Source organism: Paraburkholderia sp. CNPSo 3274 (assembly GCF_024206475.1).
In the GTDB taxonomy this organism is placed as follows: domain Bacteria; phylum Pseudomonadota; class Gammaproteobacteria; order Burkholderiales; family Burkholderiaceae; genus Paraburkholderia.
In genome coordinates, this window is the sequence record NZ_JAMBPR010000032.1 from 80,924 (window position 1) to 98,587 (window position 17,664).

Below are 17,664 nucleotides of genomic sequence, written 5' to 3' on the forward strand. Positions count from 1 at the left end.
GTTTGCCGACCAAAAGATCATCCAACAGGCTGGAAATACTAACACCACGTTGGATACGCCATGAGCGCATCGACATTTCTCAGCGGCATCGTTCCTTGGTATCGTTGCACCCACGAATCAACGGGAACGGTTTGAACGCCACGGCGCGGCGCGCGCCGTATGTTCGGGAGAGTCGCGAAAGATGAAGTATTCGAATCTGGTCGAGCGGTTGCAGGGCCGTCGCACGACGGCGTGGGAGATCCATCACGCAGCGCTGCAGGCCGCGGCGCGGGGCGAGGACGTGATCGTGCTGAGCGTGGGAGACCCCGACTTCGGTACGCCCGCGCCCATCGTCGAGCGCGCCGTAGCCGCGTTGCGCGAAGGCGATACGCACTACTCGGCCATCATGGGCCGCGAGCCGCTGCGCGAGGCGATTGCACGCGAGCATGCGCAGCAAAGCGGGCGCGCGGTTGGCGCACAGAACGTGATTCTTTGTGCGGGCGCGCAGAACGGCTTGTTCGCATCGTCGCTCTGTTTACTGGAGGCCGGCGACGAAGTGCTCGTGCCCGAGCCGATGTACCTGACCTACGAGGCCGCGATCCGCGCATCGGGCGCGACGCTCGTGCCGGTGCCCGTCGATCCAGAGAACGGCTTTCATCTCGACTGTGACGCGCTCGATGCAGCCGTCACGCCGCGCACGCGCGCTATCTTCTTCGCGACGCCGTGCAACCCCACCGGCGCGGTGATGCCGCGCGCGCATCTCGAACGCGTCGCACAACTGGCAAAGCGGCACGACCTGTGGGTGCTCTCTGACGAGGTCTACGCCGACCTCACGTTCGAGCGCGAGCACGTGAGCATCGCCGCGCTCGACGGCATGGCGGAGCGCACGGTCACGCTCGGCAGCCTCTCGAAGTCGCATGCCATGCCGGGCTGGCGCCTTGGCTGGGTGATCGCGCCGGAAACGATGATCGCGCATCTCGCGCGGCTCGCGCTCTGCATGCTCTACGGGCTGCCCGGTTTCATTCAGGAGGCGGCGATCACGGCGCTCGACAACCGCGCGCAGATCGTCGCTCAGATGCGCGAGATTTATCGCCGCCGGCGCGACATCGTCTACGAGCGGCTGGCGGGCGTGCCGGGGCTCAAGTGCCTGTTGCCGGAAGCGGGCATGTTCATGATGATCGACATCCGCGGTACGGGCCTCGACACGCAGGCGTTCACCTGGCAGCTGTTCGAGGCGCAGAAGGTTTCCGTGCTCGATGCAAGCGCGTTCGGCGAGACCGCAAACGGCTATGTGCGGCTTGGTTTCGTCGTGGACGAAGCGAGGCTCGTCGAGGCCTGCGAGCGTATCGCGGCGTTTGTACTGGAGCGCGCCGCAGCCGCGACGCGCTAGCGAGTCTCGAAGTAGAGGCGCGTTGGCTCGAACAGATCGGCAGGCAATGCATCCCGCGTGAACCACGCCCACCGCGCGCATTTGTCGGGCTCGACGACGACCGGCGTGCCCGGCGCGGCGGCCTCGACGAACAGCGTCACATGGCGCACGCGGCCGGCTTCGAGCCAGCCGCTGGCCCAGCCGGCTGCTTGCGCTTCTACCAGTTCCAGGCCGGTTTCCTCGCGCAGCCCGCGCGCGGCTGCGGCGAGCGGATCCTCACCGGAGTCGACCTTGCCGCCCGGGAAAGCCCGCGTGTCGCGTCCCCAAGTGCTTTTGCGCAGGCCGAGCAGCCACGCATCGCCGTCGCGTACGACGACGCCCACGCCGAGCACGGTGACGGGAGCGTTCATGTCATCGATCATGCTTTGCGGATGTCGATCTGGGATCCGAATCACTGGCGAAGCCGATCGCGCGCTGCACGCCGTTCGGCTTTTGCGGGGCGCGCAGCAAACGCGGGCAGGTTCAGCGTTCGCCGTCGAAGAGATCGTTGAGCATCTCGTCGAAGGCGGCCTGGGCGTCTTCCAGTTCCTGGAGCGCCATGTCGAAGGTTTGCAGCGCGAACTGCGACGGCTTGCCATCGCCTTCCGGCGGAAACTGCGACTGCAGCGAGGTGAATGCCGACTTGACGCGTTGGGTCGCGCTCAGTACGCGGTCCATGGCGGCGGCTTCTTCGGCTCGTGCCTGTTCTGGGGTCATCGAAAGCTCCGTTCTTACGTGAATGAGGTTGGGTGCGTTCAGGGCAGGGGCAGTCCGCCCTCGGCCTTCACTTCGCGCAGCGACAGCGCCGATTCGACCGAGGTGACACCGGGCAAGCTGCGCAACTGGTCGCGCATGAAGGTGCCGTAGTCGTCGAGATCGCGGGCTACCACCTGCAAAATATAGTCCGCCGTACCGGATACGTTGTGGCACGACAGAATGCGCTCGATCGCCAGCACCTCGCGCTCGAAGCGGTCGGCGAGCGCGCGGTCGTGCACGGCGAAGCGCACCGAGACGAATCCCACCACGCCATAGCCGAGCGCGCGGCGCGAGAGCACGGCCCGGTAACGCGCGATATAGCCTTCCTGTTCGAGGCGCTTGAGGCGCCGCGCGCACGGCGTTTCGCTCAGGCCCACCGTTTCGGCGAGCCGTGCGTTCGGCATGCGCCCGTCGGTTTGCAGCGCGCCGAGTATCGCCCGGTCGAGTTTGTCGAGGTCGCTCATGACGGTTGGGGGGATTCTGGTGTGGATTCGGAAATCTTAGCGTATTCCGCCAATCTCTGCCGTAGGCGGTATGAAAAACGCCAGAAATCGCTCTGCCTGTAGCGGCAAGATAGAGCCTCTTTCACACGAGGCCAACATGATTTCCGCCCACCTGCTGTTGATGTTCATCGTCGCCCTGATTATCGTCTGCGCGCTGCCCGGCGCCGACATGGCGCTCGTGATGCAGACCAGCATGAGCCGCGGCACGCGCAGCGGCTTCGCGGCGGCCTGCGGCCTGGGACTCGCGCGCGCGACGCACGTGACGCTGTCGGCCTGCGGTCTCGCGGCCTTGCTGCGCAACGCGCCGTGGCTTTATGAAGTCGTGCGCTACGCGGGGGCAGCGTATCTCACCTGGATCGCCGTGCAGATCTTCCGCGCGCCGGCTTTCGCGATGCCCGAGCAGGAGGGCGTGGACATAGCGCGGCCGCGTCGTGCCGATTTCGCCAAGGGGCTGCTCACGAACCTGCTGAACCCGAAGGCGTTGCTGTTCTGCTCGGTGCTGTTGCCGCAGTTCATCCGGCCCGAGGCAGGCTCGGTATGGCTGCAGGTGTCCGTGCTGGGCGTGCTGCTGGTTGCCGTATGCGCCCTCTTCGACGTGATCTACGTGCTGGGTGCCGCGCGCATTGCCGTGTGGCTGCGCCGTCATCCGCTCGCGCAGACGGTCCAGAAGTGGGCGTTTTCGTCCGCATTGATCGGCTTCGCGCTGCGGCTCTCGCTCGATTGACGCCGCTGCTGGGAATGACGGTTGCGAGAAGGCGTGCGGCGCGCAAGGCGCCGCACGTTTTTTTGTTGCTCGCGTTTAGAGGCTCGCGTTAGCGCGCGCCCAGGTAGTCGAGCTTGCCCAGTTCCACGCCGTTGTGACGCAAGATGTCGTACGCCGTGGTGACATGGAAGAAGAAGTTGGGCAGTACGAAGCCCAGCAGATAGCTCTGGCCCGTGAACTCGATCGGGCCGCTGCGCATCTTGAGCGTAATGCTGCGCGCTTCCGTGCCGTCGATCTGCTCCGGCTTGAACGCGTTCAGATAGTCGATGGTCTTCTGGATACGGGCGTGCAACTCGTCGAAGGTGACCTCGACGTCCTCGAATTTCGGGGCCTCCACACCGGCGAGGCGCGCGGCGCAGCCCTTTGCGGTGTCGGTAGCGATGTGGATCTGACGCAGGAGCGGCAGCATGTCGGGGAAGAGCCGCGCGCCCGTCAGCGCGGAGGGGTCGATCTGCTTTTCCGCCGCGTGCGCCTGCGCCTTGCCGATGATGTTTTGCAGATTGGTGAGGCCGCGCACTAGCACGGGCACCGATGCTTGATACATGGAAATGGACATGGGGTTTCCTCGTTTCTTCGAATGCGCGCGATGCGCTCCGCTTTGGAGCTGACCGGGCGGCCCATTATGCGCTATCGCGTCGCGCGCTGCCATCGGCCAAATGGCCAGCACGAGCGCAACGGCCAGGCATCTCGCCGGGTGCATAAATTACCTGGGATTACAGAGCAAAAATTCCTTGTGAAACCTTGTGGTTGCGAGCGCTTGCGGTGTGGGAGTCTGGGCCGGCGCGCGATGTGCGAAACAGCGTGCCTGCAGGCCGATGTGCGCAATTGCCCCGACAAAATTTGATTGTGGTCTAATAACCCGGCACCAACCATCCACTCCGCATCGTGCTGCACGATGCGCTCAACCATGAACGCAGAAAGGGCAGCAATACGCCGCATCGCGCGCCGCATGGCAGAAGGCATTGTTTGTCGCACTGGCGCGCCCCGGTGGCGCGCGCGAATATTGCGCGTTTCGCTGCTGGTGCTCGCTACAGGCAGCGCGGCGCAGGCCGCATTCGCGCAAGATCCACGGCTTCTCGATACGCGTGTCACGCAGGAGTCGGTGACGGACACGATCTGCCGACCGGGCTACGCCGACACCGTGGCGCCGCCGTTCGACCAGACCATGGCGCTAAAGGACCGTATGCTCGCGGCGCGGGGCATCGACGCCGACGAAGGCGTGGGTTACGCGCTCGACCGGCATGTGCCGATCGTACTCGGCGGGTCGCCGGACGCTACGGCCAACTTCGACCTTATTCCGTGGGGCGGCCACGCCGGCGAGCGCCGCAAGTCGCTGCTCACGGTGCGCCTGAAGCGCTGCGTGTGCGCGGGGCGCATGACGCTAGCCCAGGCGCAGGCCGCGATCACCGGCAACTGGGTGCACCAATACGATCGCCTTACCCGCATGGACTGCGGCGGGTCGGCCGAGGAGACGACCTCGGCAAGCCGTGACGACGGGTCCTGAAGCGCCGTTTCGCGCGCACCTTTCCTTCCTCGGGCACGCTGATTGCGGACTGGATCGGGCATGCGCACTGGGCAATCAGGCGGCATTCGTTCGTTTAGCAATCTGCCGCCAGACAATATGCCGCAGCGCGCCGCTCAGCAAATGCGACTATGCTGATATTCATCAACAAAAGGGAGTCACAACAATGCTTGCGTCCAGCCTTTTACTGCTTGGCGTCGCTGCCGTGCTCGGCCAGGTGGCGTGGACCCGTGCTCGCGATCGCGCGAGCCTGCAGCCCGTGCGCGTACGCGCGTCGCAACCCCGCCGGTTCCGCTGAACGCTGTACGTCGAGTCCGAATACCCCGCGAGGTAGGCCGTCATGCACCTGACTGTCTGGAATGTTCCCGAAACCTGCAGCGAGCAGGATGTGCGCAGCTTTTTCGAGCGCGAACTCGGCAAGTACGCCAAGGGCATTACCGTTTATGACGCGGGCACGCCCAACGCGCACGCGGACCTCGAACTCGATTCCGAAGTGCCCTACGTGGCCGATGCCGTGGCGCGCGAACTTCAGTCCCGCCGCCTCGCGGGCGTCGCGCTGAGGGTGAGTGCGACGCCGTTCGAAGACGAGGATCCGCCGCAACGTAACTGAGCCGTTCGCGCCGCGCTTTAGGGGCCGTCGTCGGTGGTGTCGTGCGGTGTATAGGGCAGCGCTCGCTTGTGGCGCGTCGCCTCGTAAAAGCGAAAGATCGTCTCGTACGCGCGTTCGGTCACCGGATTGCCTTCCAGAAAGTCGTCGATCTCGTCATAGCCGATTCCGTAGGCGTCCTCGTCAGGATGCAGCGGGCGCAACGTTTCCAGATCCGCAGTGGGCGTTTTCTCCACCAGCGTGGCCGGAGCGCCCAGCGCCCGCGCAAGCGCGCGCACGCGCCGCTTGTTCAGGCCCGCGAGCGGCAGCACGTCGGCGCCGCCGTCGCCGAACTTCGTGAAAAAGCCCATTAGTGATTCCGCCGCGTGATCCGTGCCGATCACAAGTCCCGCTCGCGCACCGGCCACCGCGTACTGCGCGATCATCCGCTCGCGCGCCTTGATGTTGCCGTGAACCTTGTCCTGCGCGCTCTCGTCGGCGAACGCGAGCCCGCTCGCCGTGAGCGAGGCGAGCATCGCGTCGGCGGCGGGGCGCATGTCGACGGTCACGGTTTCGTCCGCGGCGATGAAGGCGAGCGCGGCTGCGGCGTCCGCTTCGTCGCGCTGGGTGCCGTAGGGCAGTCGCATCGCGATGAAGCGTGCCGCCGTCTGGCCCTGCGCGCGCAGGCTTTCCACGCTCAGTTGCGCAAGGCGGCCGGCCGTCGCGGAGTCGATGCCGCCGCTGATGCCCAGCACGAGCGTCTGCAGCCCGCTCGCCTGGAGACACTGCCCGAGAAACCGCATGCGGTGCTCGATTTCGGCTTGTGCGTCGAAACGCCCGGCGACGTTCAGTTCGGCGATGATGCGTTGCTGGCGGGCGAGGCGGTCGGCTTTGGGGTTGGCGTCCGATTTGGCGGGCATGGGCGGTTCCTCAATTTGGCTGCGCACGCGACATATGCGCGCAGTCCGCGTTGTCTGGTCTAATGTCGGGCGGTCGTGGCGCTGTCAGAGACGCCGCACGTCACGGCGCCCGACGTATCCGACTTCAGACAAGACGCACAATCGGCCGGACTCACGATGAACGACAATTTTTCGCGGCGCATGGGCGCTCGCGTACGCGGTGGCGTCCGGCGCGGCGCCCCGAACCCTCCCCATCATAGAACGCGGTGTTTGGGCGCGCCGGCGCGCCGCGCGATGGCGGCCGCACTCTGCACCTGGTTTTACGCTTCGTGGGCGGCAAGCGCGGCTTACGCCTCCGACGCCGCGACGGCTTCCAGTGCGCACGTTGCCTCGGGCGCATCGGCCGCTCGGCCGGTTGCCAAAGCGGCTTCCGCTGCCTCCGTGCCCGCGCCTGCGTCGGCGGCGTCAGGCGCTTCGAGTGCGTCTGCCGCTTCGTCGGCTCAGTCGCCTTCCGCGGCCTCCGCCGCGTTGGCCGCCTCCGCGCCTCCCGCGCTCGTGCTGCCCATTCACCGGATGCTCACGCCAGCGGAGGCCGCCGAGGAAACCCGCGGCGCGCTCGAAATGCGCAAGCGCTTCGCGCGCGACGTCAACCGGCGCCTGCATGTGCCGCTGGCCGACCAGCGTGCCTACGGCCAGCGCCTGCAGGCTGCGCTCGAAGAGAAGAACCTCGGCGCGCTGGCGGGCGAGTTCGTCATTCTCGTCGATCGCAGCGCGAATGTGCAGGCACTCTTGATCTACTTCCGGGCCATGCCTGACGAGACGTGGCTCATGATTGGCGCGTCGCCAGTCGCGACGGGACGCCCCGGCGAGTTCGACCACTTCCTCACGCCGCTCGGCGTGTTCGAGCACACGCCGCTGAACATGGATTTCCGCGCGGAAGGCACCATGAACCAGAACAACATACGCGGCTATGGGCGGCGCGACATGCGCATCTACGACCTCGGCTGGGTGGACGGCGAACGCGGCTGGGGCAAGGGCGGCTATTCGCAGATGCGCTTCCAGATGCACGCCACCGATCCTGACCGGCTGGAGCCGCTGCTCGGCATCCGCCACTCGAAGGGCTGCGTGCGGATTCCAGCGACGCTCAACGCGTTCATCGATCACTACGGCATCATCGACGCCGAATACCAGGCGCTGGTCGACGCGGGCAAGTCGCTGTGGGTCCTCCACTCGGACCGCGAGATCACGCCGTGGGCGGGACGCTTCATCGTCGTGGTCGATTCGGAGCGCAAGACGCGCCCGGCGTGGTCGCCCGCACCCGGCGGCAAGGCGCGCGCGAAGGTGCCGGCCGGCGCCGACACCGCTGACTGAGCGCGCGATCCGGCGAGGGCGCGCCAGCGGATGTGCAGGCGCTACGCGCGCCGCGCGAGCAGCACGCCCGCGAGCGCGACGCCGAAACCCGCCGTCTGGATGGGCGTGAGCGTTTCGCCGAACAGCAGCCAGCTTTCGAGCGCCGCGAGCGGCGGCGCGAGAAAGAGCAGCGCCGTGGCGCGGGCGGCGTCGCCGTGGCGCACCATCCACACGAGCAGCGTCACGCCCACGCCAGAGAGCATCGCAATGCCCCACGCCAGCGAGAACCATAGGGTCGGTGTGGCGATCCAGCGCGTCTCGCCGAGCACGAGCGCGAGCACGGCGGCGACGATGGCCGCGCCCAGGTTCTGCACGGCGCTCGCGCTGCGAATGTCGGCTTGCGCGAGCGAAGTCTTCTGGTACAGCGTGCCCGCCGTGATCGATCCGACCGACACCACCGCGACCACCACCACGAGCAGCGGATTCGCGTGAGCGTGCGTGTGTGGGGTAGCGGCAGCGGCGTCGGCGATGTTGCCGCCGGCGGCGTGCATGGCGGCGTACAACTTCGGGCTCAGCACGAGCACGACGCCGGCGAGGCCGAGCGACATGCCCGACCAGCGCCGCGGCGGCAGGCGCTCGCCGAACATGCGTGCCGCGACGGCGGCCGTCAGGAGCGGCTGGAGCGCGCCGAGGAGCGCCATTACGCCCGCACTCAAGCCTTGCGCGACCGCCCAGTAGCCCGCACCCAGATAGACGCCCTGCAGGAGCGCGCCAGCGAAGAGATGCTTGCCGATTTCACGTCCGCGCGGCCAGGGCGCGCGCATCGCCAGCGCAACGATCGTGAACAGCGCCGCCGTGCCCGCGAAGCGCGCCAGCAGGAACAGGTTGGGATCGGCGTAGGGCGCAATGGCGCGCGCGACGACGAAACCCGTCGACCACAGGACGACGAACAGGGTGGGTGCGAAAGTGGCGAGCATCGATGTCGAAGAGGGCGCGCGCTGACGCTGCGCCCGGAGAAACACGAAAGGCTCGGAGTATCGCGCGACATGCAGGTTGCGGTCTTGTTCTGGACTGCACTGGTCCGGACGTGTGCCGCTCGATGATTGGAACGCAACTAACCGCCCGGCCCGTGCCGCGGCGGCCAATGCAAACATTACCTGGCCGGAAACGCTAGCCGCGGCTAGCTTCCAAACAACACCGCCGTTACGCCGATCAAGCCGCCGCAGACCGCACAGGCGAGCAGCAGCGCGCGCGTGCGCCGATGCTCGCGGCGCCAGGCATCGAGCAACGCGGCCTGCTGCGCGGCCGGTCCCGCAGCGGGACCGTGTTCGCCCTTCGCGTGGTGCTCAAGGAAACGGAACACCATCTGCGGCACGCGCGGCGCGATTTGTGCGAGGTGCGGCAACTCCTGCGAGAGTCGCCGGATCCAGCCGTGGTGGCCGAGATCTTGCCGCGCGATGTCGGCGAGCGTGTGCCGCGCGATGCCCCACGCATCGACGCCCGGATGAATCGAGCGGGCCAGCTGCTCGGCCTGGCCGAACGCGCGCTGCGCCGCCACGAGGCGCGGCGAGACCTCGCCTCCGAACGGCTGCACCGAATGCAGCAGATGATGGAACAGCGCCCCCGCGCTGCGCTGGTCGGTGTCGCTCGCGAAATGCGCTTCGCTGCGCGTGCGCAATTCGGCCTCGATCTGTTCGGTGCGTGCATGAGAGGGCACATGACCCGCCACGTGATGCAGCGTGGCGAGCCGGCCGTAGTCCTGTTCGAACAACGCGGTCGCACCGTGCACGAAGAATTCGCGTTCAGGCGAAGAAAGGCTCGTCATCAGTGCCGCGCCCGCGAGCACGAGTCGGCCGCGCGTCTGCGGCTCGACGCTCACCGCGACTCGGCTGGCGTCGAGCGCCGCATGGAAGAAACCGTGCTCGAACGCCTGGCGCGTGACCACTTCGATCAGATGCGCAGCCACCTGCGTGACGTTGATGCGATGCTCGGCAAGCCCGGCGATATCGGTCGCGCGCACGGTGTCGATGTGCTGCACCGCGATCGTCTGAGGGGTGCAGAGGTCCCAGATCACGTCAGGCACGACGATACGCGGGTCGTCGCCAAGCTGATGGCCGCTCTGGCTCAGGTTCGCGGCTTGGGCGCGCAGGTCGAAGCGGCGGTGCAGATCGTCTCGCAGCGCCTGCGCGAGCGCGTGCAGCTGCAGCTTGCGCGCGGCGCGCGAAAAGCGCTCTATCGAGCGGGCCACGGCGCACAGGAGCGCGGCGTCGTCGTCGACTTCCTGGACCTGTTTTGCGCGCAGCACGCGCAGCGTGATCGTCTGGTGGCCGTTCACCGGCAGCGCGAGCCGCGCGAGGTGCGTCTGCTCGCACCAGCCGTTATGGGCAGGCGTCGGGGCGATCCACGTGAACACCGTTTCGGGCGGCTTGCCGAGCGCGGCGCGCAGCGTAGTGTCGAGTGCCTCGCCCGCGAGGGGTTCTTCGAAATGCTCGATGGCGTCGATCGCGTCGTGCAAGGTCGCGCCCGCGAGTTCGGGGCGGGTGGCGAGCGTTTGCGCGAAGGCCGCGGCGAGCGGTGCGAGACGCGGCAGCGAACCATGAAGGCGCGAGGCGAGACGCGGGTCGCCATGCAGGTTCGAGGCGAGCGTGAGGAACCAGTGCAGCTTGTGATGCTCGGGTGCTGCGAGCCAGATCAGCCTGAAGCCATAACGCAGTGCACAAAACAGCAGACGCAATTGACGAAGTCGTGAACGCATGAATTCCAATGATCGGCAAAGCCAGCGTCGCGTGAGCGCGCGGTCCTTACGAGATTAGCAGGGATGGGCACGCGATGGCAGGGCAGGCTCGTTCTGCGCATGCGTAATACAATACGGCGGCTTTTCCGGATTCACGTCGGATTCACTTCACTCCCCGCGTTTTTTCCACGCACGACCCGCGCCCACCGAGATGCTCGCAGAACAACGTCACCAATACATCCTCTCGCAAGTGAACCGGACGGGCGCGCTTTCCGTGGCGGATCTCGTGCGCGAACTGCGCGTCTCGCGCGAGACGATCCGGCGCGACCTCAATACGCTCGCGGAGCGCGGGCTGCTCGTCACGACCCACGGCGGCGCGCTCTCGAGCGACCGCCGCGAGCCCGATCTCGACGTGCGCGAAGCCGCCAACGCGAGCGCCAAGCGCGCGATCGGCGAACGCGCGGCGGAGTTCGTGCCCGACGGCGCCTCGGTCATCATCGATTCCGGCAGCACCACGCATGCGCTCGCGCGCGCGCTCACCGACCGCCATCGGCTCACGGTCTATACGAACGACTGGCGCATCGCGCTGTTGCTCGGCCGCCGCAATGAGAACCGCGTCACGCTGCTGGGCGGCGAGCTGTCCGACCACGAGGAAGCGACCTTCGGCCTCGACACCGTGCAGCAGCTCGCCCAGTACCACGCCGATTTCGCATTCGTCGGCGCGGGCGGCATCACCGCCGACGGCTGGCTCACCGACTACTCGCGCATGGTCGCCGAGGTGCGCAGCCGCATGCTCGCCGCCACGGCCTGCGCGATCGTCGTCGCCGACCATTCGAAGTTTGGGCGCGTCACGCCCGTGCGCATCAACGGCTTCGAGCAGGCGCGCTACGTCATCACCGAGCTTGCGCCTGAAAAGAGCGTCGCGCGTGCCATCGCGGCGCGCGGGCCCGAACTCGTCATCGCCTGAGTCTTCCTCCGGCGTGGCGCGGCTCGCGCTGCGTTTGCCCGTCTACACATCTGCATGCCTGCCGCCAACACGTGAGCGGCGCAATCAGCACGCCTATGTGACTTGTCGAATATTGGCGAATTGTGGAATTTTTTGACAAACGCCACAATCGTCATGCGTCTGTCATCAAAACCTGTGATTCTTGCGGGGCCCGTCCAGATGGGCCGGTAAGCGAGGCGAGCGGCAATTTCGCGCCTTCGCCGGGTCGGCCGGTTCAGGTGGAAAGTGGCGGATTGTAGACAATCTGCAATCCGCGGCGCGAGACCACCACCAGGCGGGCAATGACAGGCGGCGCAGTCCGCCGAAGTTCGGATTGTTCGACTCCGTTCGATCCATTCAATCACAAACGCATCGGGTATCCCGAGCACCTGGTTTTGCCTTCGGAGAGTGACATGAACCACACGAATTCCCATCGCGCGGGTTTTGCACGCAAGCTGCTGCCGATCGCGGCAGCCGCAGCGCTGCTGGGCGCAGCAGTGAGCGCGCATGCCGCCGATGCCGTCGTGCTGTACACGGCCGACGGCCTCGAAAATCTCTACAAGGACGTGCTGCCGGCCTTCGAGAAGAAGGAAGGCGTCAAGGTCAACATCGTGACGGCTGGCAGTGGCGAAGTGGTGAATCGCGCGAACGTCGAGAAGGATTCGCCGAAGGCCGACGTGATCGTCACGCTGCCGCCGTTCATCCAGCAGGCGCAGCAAAGCGGCCTGCTCCAGCCGTACCAGAGCGTGAACTACAAGAACGTGCCGACGATCGCGAAGGCGACCGACGGTTCGTGGGCGACGTTCGTGAACAACTACTTCTCGTTCGCGATCAACCCGGATGTCGTGAAGAACGAGCCGAAGACGTTTGCTGACCTGCTGCACCCGGACTACTCGGGCAAGGTCGCGTACTCGAACCCGGCCACGGCTGGCGATGGCATGGCCGTGATCATCCTTACGACGTCGCTGATGGGCGAAGACAAGGCGTTCGACTACCTCAAGAAGCTCGAGCAGAGCGCGAAGTTCCACACCAAGGGCACGGGCTACCTCGACGTGCTGCTCTCGCGTAACGAAATCTCGGTGGCCAACGGCGACCTGCAGATGGATCTCGACGACGCAGCCAACGGCGGCCTCTCGCTCAAGCCGATCTTCCTCGCGGCCGACGCTGGCGGTCATCCCACGACGTTCCAGCTGCCGTACGCAATCGGCCTGATCAAGAGCGGCCCGAACCAGGCTGAAGGCAAGAAGCTGATCGACTACCTGATGTCGACGGACGTGCAGTCGAAGGTGCCGGACATCTTCGGTATTCCGGGCCGCACGGACGTGGCGCTCACGGGCAAGAACGGCGAAGCCGTCAAGCAGGCCATCAAGGGCGTGAAGCTGATTCCGGTGGACTGGAACCAGGTGATGGCGAAGAAGGCCGACTGGACGACGCGCTGGAAGAACGAAGTGATCGGCTCGTCGGGCAAGCAGCTCGAAGTCGTGAAGCCGAAGTAAGCAACTGCAATTTGTAACTTTGTATGGGATGGGACCAGGGGCTGAAACACCTAGTCCCATCGACAGCTTTGCATAGGACCAGAGTAAGGTAAGGCGTTAAAACGCCAACTCTGGTCGACAGGAGATGAAGCCGGTGAATACCGCAAGCCTCGCGCCGGCCGGCATGGCCCGCGCGCTGCCGGACGTGTCCGGACTGACTGATGCCACGGACGCGCCCGGCGCAGCGGGCGTGCAGATCGACAACCTGAGCGTGCGCTTCGGCGCGCGCACTGTCCTCGACGATCTGTCGCTCACGATCCGCCGCGGCGAACTGCTGACCGTGCTGGGCCGCAGCGGCTGCGGCAAGACGACCCTGCTGCGTTTCATCGCCGGGTTCATCGAAGCCGATGGACTCGCGGGCTCGCTCACCGTGGCGGGCCGCGACCTGACCCATGTGCCGCCGCATCAGCGCAACCTGGGTCTGCTGTTCCAGAGCTATGCGCTCTTTCCGCATCTCTCGGTGTTCGAGAACGTCGCGTTCGGGTTGAAGGCGCGCCGCGTGCCGTCGCGCGACATCGCGCGGCGCGTGGCCGACGCGCTCAAGCTCGTGCAGCTCGGCGACGCGGGACACATCATGCCCGCGCAGCTCTCGGGCGGCATGCAGCAGCGCGTGGCGCTCGCGCGTGCGCTCGTGATCGAGCCGGATGTGCTCCTGCTCGACGAGCCGCTCTCGGCACTCGACGCCAATCTGCGCGCTTCGGTGCGCTCCGAATTGAAGGCGCTGCACGAGCGCTTGCCCGATCTCACGATCGTCTGCGTGACGCACGATCAGGACGACGCGCTCGTGCTGTCCGACCGCACGCTGCTGATGCGCGATGGCCATATCGCGCAGCTCGGCACGCCGCAGGAACTCTACGACACGCCGAACGACGCCTACGTGGCCCGCTATCTCGGCGCCGCGAATCTGCTGTCGCCGAACGTCGCGTTCCCGGTGGGCGACGCGCGCCACGACGTGCGCGACAAGCTTGCGTGTCTGCGTCCCGAAAGCCTGCGCATCGTGCCGCTCGGCGAAGGGTCGCTGCACGGCACGATCGAATCGGTCGAGTGGTATGGCTCGGTGCTCTCGGTACCGGTGCTGCTCGACGCGATGCCGAACGAACCGGTGCTCGTCACCATGCAGCGCGGCCACGGCATGACGCCGGCGAAAGGCATGCGTGTGTCCCTGCGTTACGAGGCTGACGATGTCGTCCTTATCAACCCCTGATTCCACTTTGGCTCTCCCCGGCGCCGACGCGCACGCGGCCGCCGTGCGCCGTCGCGAACGGCGCGCGCAATGGCATATCGCCTTTCTGCTCGTGTTCGTGCTCGGGCCGCTCGTGGTCTATCCGCTCGTGCGTCTCGTGCTGCTGAGCCTCTCGGGCGCGCACGGCTTGAGCTTCCACGCGTACGAGACTTTTTTCGGCAATCCCGATTCGCGCGGCGTGATCGCCACGACGCTGTGGATTCTGTTCCTCAGTGCGGGTCTGGCTTCCGTGCTTGGCGTCGCGCTCGCCGCGCAGCTGTTCTTCAAACCGTTTCCGGGCGCGCAGCTCGTCACGCGTTTTCTGGAACTGTTCGTGGCGTTCCCGTCGTTCCTCGTCGCGTTCACGCTGATTTTTCTGTACGGCTCACAGGGCTCCGTGAGCATCGGGCTGCAACGGCTCTTTCATTTGCAGGCGCCGCCGCTCGACTTCCTGTTCGGCATCGGCGGCGTGGTGCTCGCCGAAGTGGTGTTCTACGCGCCATTCGTCGTGCGCCCGACGCTCGCCGCGTTCGCGCTGCTCGACATGCGCCTGATCGAAGCCGCACGCAGTCTCGGTGCGAACAGCCGGATGGTCGCCCTGCGCGTGATCCTGCCGCTCGCGTGGCCGGGTATCGCGGCGGGCACGATCCTGTGCTTTCTGCTGACGTTCAACGAGTTCGGCATTCTGCTCGTGCTCGGCAGCGCGCACCTCATCACGCTGCCGGTGGCGATCTACAGTTCGGCCACGGTCGACCTCGACCTGCCGACGGCCGCCGCAGGCGCCGTGGTCATGCTCGCGATGTCGCTTTCCCTGTATGCGCTGTATCGGCGCGTGAATCGCCGCAGTCATGGAGGCGCGCGCAATGTCAACTAATCCCGTCGCCGGTTCCGACCGTATCGCGCTGCCACCCAAGCATCTTCGTGCGCGGCCTGTTGAGCGCAGCCGCTTCTCGCGCTTTGTCAGCGCGGCACTGCTTGGCTTCGCGGCGCTGCTGTGCTTCTGGCTTTTCGTGTTGCCGGTGATCGTCGTCGCGTTGTCGAGCGTCGCGTCGCACTGGTCGGGCACGATTTTGCCCGACGGTTTCAGCACGCGCTGGTTCGAACGCCTCGGCTCCAGCGACTTCGATGCGCTCGCAACGAGTCTCGAGGTCGGGTTCGGCGTGGCGGTGATCGGCACGGCGCTGGGTCTGTGGCTCGCACTCGCGCTCGAAGGGCGCGACCGGCGTGGTCTGGGCGCAGTCGTCGACACGCTCGCGATGGTGCCCAACGGCGTGCCGAGCGTGGTGCTCGGCCTCGCAGTGTTGATCGCCTATCACAAGGCGCCTGTGGATCTGTCGAGTTCGGCTGCGATTGTCGTGTTCGTGCAGCTCGCTCTAGTACTGCCGTTTTGCTATCGATGTGCGGCCGCAGCGCTGCGGCCCGAGCTGACCGTGCTGCGCGAAGCGGCAGCGAGTCTCGGTGCGCCGCCGGCGATGGTGCTGCGCCGCGTGGTGCTGCCGCAGCTCGTGCCAGCCATACGCGCGAGTCTCGCGCTGGGTTTCGCGCTGTCGCTCGGCGAACTGGGCGCGACGCTCACGGTGTATCCGCCGGGCTTTGCGACGGTGCCGATCGTCGTGGTGGGCGCGGTCGAGCGCGGGTACTACCTGCCGGCTTCGGCGCTCTCGCTGATTCTGCTGCTCGTCTCGCTGGCGGCGCTGCTGCTGATCGCGGCGCGTGTGCCGCGCCGGCGGGCGGACTGAGCGGATGGATGTCATGCGGTTCGATGCGCCGCAGGCGCGCAACAGACGGGCAAGGCAGGACGTGCAAGATTCGATGAGCGATGAGCGCGCGAGTAGCGGCAACGCAGGCGATCCTGATCGCGATCCTCAGGCGTTGTCTGACACGACGCCGCTTGCCATGGTGCGCCAGCATTCGCTCACTGCGCTGGTGCGCGACGAGATCGAGCGACGCATCGCGGCGGGCGTGCTCGCCCCCGGCGACAAGCTCAACGAAGCCGACTGGGCGGCTCGTCTGGCCGTATCGCGCGGACCTGTGCGCGAAGCGTTTCGCGCGCTGGAGCAGGCGGGCCTCGTGCGCAACGAGAAACATCGGGGTGTGTTCGTGCGCAGCGTCGGCGCGGCTGAGGCCCAGGAACTGGGCGAAGTGTGCGCGGCGTTGCGCGAAGCAGCGTGCCGGATGCTGGCGCCGCGCATCGATGCGGCGCAGGTCGCCGAGTTGCGCGAGCACCTCAACGCGATGCGGGATGCGGTGGTCGCCGAGAAGGGAGAGGCTTTCCTGCAAGCGCGCGACGCGTTTCGTGCGTCGCTCTTCGCAGCGGCTGGCAACGCCAGACTGCGCGAGACCTATGAGGGGACCGTGGGCGAGTTGCGACTCTCGTCGCGGCGTGCGGTGCCGGCGCACAGCGCAATGGACGTCTCGTATGCGGGGCATCGGGCGCTGTTGAGCGCACTCGCGTCGCGCGACGCCGATGAATCGGCCAATCGCATGCGCGAGTCCTGCGGCGACTGAGAGCAGAAGGAATGATGGGCGGCCCGCTCGTATGGGCCGTCGCCGTATTCACGTAATAGAGGAGTTGAAGAAGATGGCACTGAGCCTCGCGGATATTCGTGAGCTGTTCGAGACGTACGGCGCGTTGGCCTATAGCGGCGAACCGGTCACGCAACTGGAGCACGCGCTGCAAAGCGGCGCGCTGGCAGAAGAAGACGGGGCGACCGAAGAGCTGACCGCCGCGGCGTTCCTGCATGATCTGGGTCACCTGCTCAATCGTCAGGGCGAAACGCCGACCGAACGCGGCATCGACGATCTGCACCAGTACTACGCGCTGCCGTTCCTGCGGCCCGTGTTGCCCGATAGCGTGCTGGAGCCGATCCGCTTGCACGTCGATGCGAAGCGCTACCTCTGCGCCGTCGATGAAGCGTATTTCGGCTGCCTCTCCGCAGACTCGGTGCGCAGCCTCGAATTGCAGGGTGGCATCTTCAATGCAGATGAGGCGCGCGACTTCGCCGCGCGTCCCCACGCCGAAGACGCGGTGCGCCTGCGCCGCTGGGACGATCTCGCGAAGATGGCCGGCAAACCGACGCCGGATCTCGACCACTATCTGCAGCTCGTCGAACGCGTCATGCAGCGCCGCGTTTGAGGCGATTGCGCTTATGCGTTTTTCCGAATTTCGCACGCGTCAAAAAACCGCTTGCAAGATGTCGCTTGCGTGACTAGAATTCCGGTCTTTCGCGCTTTCGATGAAGGCGCGGGGAGACGGGAAGCCCGGGCGAAAGCCTTGTGGCGACTGGGTCTGCGGGTGATTCGAAGTTGAGCGGCAGGTTGAACGAAGTTAAAAAACCTGTTGACAGATCGCCGGGCAGTCTTCATAATCTCGTTTCTCTGCTGCAGACGCAGCAACGCAGAAAGAAGCCGGTAGTTAAGTG

General features: G+C 66.2%; 19 protein-coding genes. 12 read left to right on the forward strand and 7 right to left on the reverse strand.

What is annotated here, in order from left to right; genetic code table 11:
• Positions 1 to 181: 181 nt before the first annotated feature.
• Complete coding sequence (locus M3I54_RS22250) at positions 182 to 1,369, forward strand: pyridoxal phosphate-dependent aminotransferase (protein WP_254339848.1); 1,188 nt, start codon at positions 182 to 184, stop codon at positions 1,367 to 1,369.
• Here the strand turns inward: M3I54_RS22250 and M3I54_RS22255 are convergent.
• The 3 genes from M3I54_RS22255 to M3I54_RS22265 form a co-directional block, all read right to left on the reverse strand.
• On the reverse strand, positions 1,366 to 1,758 hold the full coding sequence (locus tag M3I54_RS22255; RefSeq protein WP_254339850.1) for an NUDIX hydrolase: 393 nt from the start codon (positions 1,756 to 1,758) through the stop codon (positions 1,366 to 1,368). The genes M3I54_RS22250 and M3I54_RS22255 overlap by 4 nt on opposite strands.
• 112 nt (positions 1,759 to 1,870) lie before the next feature.
• On the reverse strand, positions 1,871 to 2,104 hold the full coding sequence (locus tag M3I54_RS22260; RefSeq protein WP_254339852.1) for a hypothetical protein: 234 nt from the start codon (positions 2,102 to 2,104) through the stop codon (positions 1,871 to 1,873).
• A gap of 38 nt (positions 2,105 to 2,142) precedes the next feature.
• The gene (locus M3I54_RS22265; RefSeq protein WP_254339854.1) at positions 2,143 to 2,607 is read right to left on the reverse strand and encodes an Lrp/AsnC family transcriptional regulator; all 465 of its coding nucleotides are present in this window, start codon (positions 2,605 to 2,607) and stop codon (positions 2,143 to 2,145) included.
• A gap of 136 nt (positions 2,608 to 2,743) precedes the next feature.
• On the opposite strand from M3I54_RS22265, the gene M3I54_RS22270 reads away from it, so the two are divergent.
• The gene (locus M3I54_RS22270; RefSeq protein ID WP_254339856.1) at positions 2,744 to 3,370 is read left to right on the forward strand and encodes a LysE family translocator; all 627 of its coding nucleotides are present in this window, start codon (positions 2,744 to 2,746) and stop codon (positions 3,368 to 3,370) included.
• A gap of 88 nt (positions 3,371 to 3,458) precedes the next feature.
• Here M3I54_RS22270 and M3I54_RS22275 read toward each other — a convergent pair whose 3' ends face one another.
• Positions 3,459 to 3,965, reverse strand: a complete 507-nt coding sequence (locus M3I54_RS22275) for a DUF1993 family protein (RefSeq protein WP_254339858.1) — start codon at positions 3,963 to 3,965, stop codon at positions 3,459 to 3,461.
• Between the two features lie 351 nt (positions 3,966 to 4,316).
• Here M3I54_RS22275 and M3I54_RS22280 point away from each other — a divergent pair, with 351 nt between their 5' ends.
• Positions 4,317 to 4,913 carry a hypothetical protein gene (locus M3I54_RS22280; RefSeq protein ID WP_254339860.1) on the forward strand — a complete coding sequence of 199 codons (597 nt, stop codon included), beginning with the start codon at positions 4,317 to 4,319 and terminating at the stop codon, positions 4,911 to 4,913.
• A gap of 358 nt (positions 4,914 to 5,271) precedes the next feature.
• The gene (locus M3I54_RS22285; RefSeq protein ID WP_254339862.1) at positions 5,272 to 5,541 is read left to right on the forward strand and encodes an RNA-binding protein; all 270 of its coding nucleotides are present in this window, start codon (positions 5,272 to 5,274) and stop codon (positions 5,539 to 5,541) included.
• A 17-nt stretch (positions 5,542 to 5,558) separates the two neighbouring features.
• On the opposite strand, the gene nadE is transcribed toward M3I54_RS22285, so the two are convergent.
• Positions 5,559 to 6,437, reverse strand: coding sequence for an ammonia-dependent NAD(+) synthetase (gene nadE, locus M3I54_RS22290; RefSeq protein WP_254339866.1), 879 nt, complete (start codon positions 6,435 to 6,437; stop codon positions 5,559 to 5,561).
• Positions 6,438 to 6,710: 273 nt separating this feature from the next.
• Between nadE and M3I54_RS22295 the strand changes: the two genes are divergently transcribed.
• Positions 6,711 to 7,787 carry a L,D-transpeptidase gene (locus M3I54_RS22295; RefSeq protein ID WP_254339868.1) on the forward strand — a complete coding sequence of 359 codons (1,077 nt, stop codon included), beginning with the start codon at positions 6,711 to 6,713 and terminating at the stop codon, positions 7,785 to 7,787.
• A gap of 41 nt (positions 7,788 to 7,828) precedes the next feature.
• Here the strand turns inward: M3I54_RS22295 and M3I54_RS22300 are convergent, their stop codons facing one another.
• Both M3I54_RS22300 and M3I54_RS22305 read right to left on the reverse strand, forming a co-directional pair.
• On the reverse strand, positions 7,829 to 8,743 hold the full coding sequence (locus M3I54_RS22300; RefSeq protein ID WP_254339870.1) for a DMT family transporter: 915 nt from the start codon (positions 8,741 to 8,743) through the stop codon (positions 7,829 to 7,831).
• Between the two features lie 203 nt (positions 8,744 to 8,946).
• Positions 8,947 to 10,521 (reverse strand): AarF/ABC1/UbiB kinase family protein, encoded by a 1,575-nt coding sequence (locus M3I54_RS22305; RefSeq protein ID WP_254339871.1) that lies wholly within the window; start codon positions 10,519 to 10,521, stop codon positions 8,947 to 8,949.
• A gap of 190 nt (positions 10,522 to 10,711) precedes the next feature.
• Here M3I54_RS22305 and M3I54_RS22310 point away from each other — a divergent pair, with 190 nt between their 5' ends.
• The 7 genes from M3I54_RS22310 (at position 10,712) to M3I54_RS22340 (ending at position 17,378) form a co-directional block, all read left to right on the forward strand.
• The gene (locus M3I54_RS22310; protein ID WP_233884736.1) at positions 10,712 to 11,467 is read left to right on the forward strand and encodes a DeoR/GlpR family DNA-binding transcription regulator; all 756 of its coding nucleotides are present in this window, start codon (positions 10,712 to 10,714) and stop codon (positions 11,465 to 11,467) included.
• A gap of 431 nt (positions 11,468 to 11,898) precedes the next feature.
• Positions 11,899 to 12,981, forward strand: a complete 1,083-nt coding sequence (phnS, locus tag M3I54_RS22315; RefSeq protein WP_254339873.1) for a 2-aminoethylphosphonate ABC transporter substrate-binding protein — start codon at positions 11,899 to 11,901, stop codon at positions 12,979 to 12,981.
• Between the two features lie 133 nt (positions 12,982 to 13,114).
• Complete coding sequence (gene phnT / locus M3I54_RS22320) at positions 13,115 to 14,224, forward strand: 2-aminoethylphosphonate ABC transport system ATP-binding subunit PhnT (protein WP_254339874.1); 1,110 nt, start codon at positions 13,115 to 13,117, stop codon at positions 14,222 to 14,224.
• On the forward strand, positions 14,202 to 15,116 hold the full coding sequence (locus M3I54_RS22325; protein ID WP_254339875.1) for a 2-aminoethylphosphonate ABC transporter permease subunit: 915 nt from the start codon (positions 14,202 to 14,204) through the stop codon (positions 15,114 to 15,116). The genes phnT and M3I54_RS22325 overlap by 23 nt, the downstream gene beginning before the upstream one ends.
• The gene (gene phnV, locus M3I54_RS22330) at positions 15,106 to 15,981 is read left to right on the forward strand and encodes a 2-aminoethylphosphonate ABC transport system, membrane component PhnV (RefSeq protein ID WP_254339876.1); all 876 of its coding nucleotides are present in this window, start codon (positions 15,106 to 15,108) and stop codon (positions 15,979 to 15,981) included. The genes M3I54_RS22325 and phnV overlap by 11 nt, the downstream gene beginning before the upstream one ends.
• A gap of 157 nt (positions 15,982 to 16,138) precedes the next feature.
• Positions 16,139 to 16,750 (forward strand): GntR family transcriptional regulator, encoded by a 612-nt coding sequence (locus M3I54_RS22335; protein ID WP_254339882.1) that lies wholly within the window; start codon positions 16,139 to 16,141, stop codon positions 16,748 to 16,750.
• Between the two features lie 73 nt (positions 16,751 to 16,823).
• A complete protein-coding gene (locus M3I54_RS22340; RefSeq protein ID WP_254339877.1) occupies positions 16,824 to 17,378 on the forward strand; it encodes a phosphonate degradation HD-domain oxygenase in 555 nt (184 codons plus the stop codon).
• The last annotated feature ends 286 nt before the right edge of the window (positions 17,379 to 17,664 follow it).